The sequence below is a fragment of the Marinococcus sp. LNSP9103-4 genome, assembly GCF_056034345.1.
Genome location: NZ_JBQLIA010000056.1, coordinates 1 through 1,389 on the forward strand (window position 1 = coordinate 1; position 1,389 = coordinate 1,389).

Annotated in this window: 1 protein-coding gene; it reads left to right on the top strand. The window is 55.4% G+C overall.

From position 1 onward, the window contains the following. Positions 1–93: 93 nt before the first annotated feature. Positions 94–1,389 (top strand): IS1182 family transposase gene (locus ACTRXG_RS16825; RefSeq protein ID WP_474286065.1). Its coding sequence is split into 2 segments (ribosomal slippage), with 1,297 coding nucleotides annotated over them: positions 94–661 and positions 661–1,389; the frame shifts between segments, so codons are not numbered across the junction. This gene is flagged as partial in the annotation.

A 1,389-nucleotide genomic window follows, 5' to 3' on the forward strand; every position in this document is an offset into this window, starting at 1 on the left:
CAGGCTGTCGAGAAAGTCTCCTTTCTCGACAGTTTTTTTGTAGGCAAGCGCCCCGAAGGGTCGTATACTAAAAAGAAAAGGGGCGATATCGCCATGCTTGGCAAAGCCGAAAATCACCGATTGGATCAAGTGACCGTTGCTGTGGAAGACCTCGTGCCTGCTGACCACTTTCTTCGGACCATCGATGCGATGATTGATTTCCGGTTCATTGACGAGCAACTGGCTCCGTATTATTCGCCGACCGTCGGTCGGCCGTCGATTCCGCCGATCACCTTGTTTAAAATGATGTTTATTGGCTATTTCTACGGCATCCGTTCGGAACGGCAGCTGGAAAAAGAGCTCCAGACAAACGTGGCTTACCGGTGGTTTCTTGGTTTCTCATTGACGGACCGTATTCCGGATCATTCCACGATCAGCTGGAACCGGCAGACCCGATTTCTCGATACGACCGTCTTCGAGGACATTTTTGATACCATCGTCCGGCAGGCGGACGCGCATGGCCTGGTCGACGGGCGGATTTTATTGACCGACTCCACCCACGTGAAAGCCAATGCCAACAAAAACAAGTTTCTGCGAAAAGCGAAATCGCCCAAAGTGCCAGTTTACCTGGACGAATTGGAAGCAGATGTTCAAGCCCACCGAGAAGCAGAAGGAAAAAAGCATTGGGACCGCGGAAGGAGGGGAAGTCCGCTCCCACCACGATGACCCGGGTCAGCCGGACCGATTCGGATAGTGGCTTTTTGATGCGGGATGGCAAGCCACAGGGGTTTTTTTACCTGGACCACCGCACGGTGGACGCTAAACATAACATCATCACAGACACCTATATCACGCCGGGCAACGTGCATGATGCCGATCCTTACTTGGAGCGCCTCGAGGTCCAACGGGCCAAATTCGGCTTTCAGGTGGAGGCAGTGGCGCTCGACGCCGGCTACTTCACCGCGTATTTATGCAAAAAACTCGAGGAGCAGGGCATCTACGCCGTCATGGGATACCGGCGCCCGGGGAAAAGCGGCCCGTACATGCCGAAACGCAAATTTCGTTTTGTCCCGCAGAAAAAAACGTATGTCTGCCCGATGGGCTGCCTGTTGACCTATCGCACGACGGACCGGAACGGCTATCGGCACTATCGTTCCCGCCCCCAGGACTGCCAGGGCTGCCCGCTGCGGGAGGATTGTTTCTCCCCATCGGCGACGTCCCGGGTGGTGAGCCGGCATTTATGGGAAGACTTCAAGGACCGGGTCCGCGCCCGGAAACGGACGAACACCGGGAAAGCATTGTACCACTTACGGACCCAGACCGTGGAACGCAGTTTTGGAGACGCCAAGGAACTCCATGCGTTTCGGTATGCCCGATGCCGAGGACACTCGTCTGTGCAGGAACAGGCAT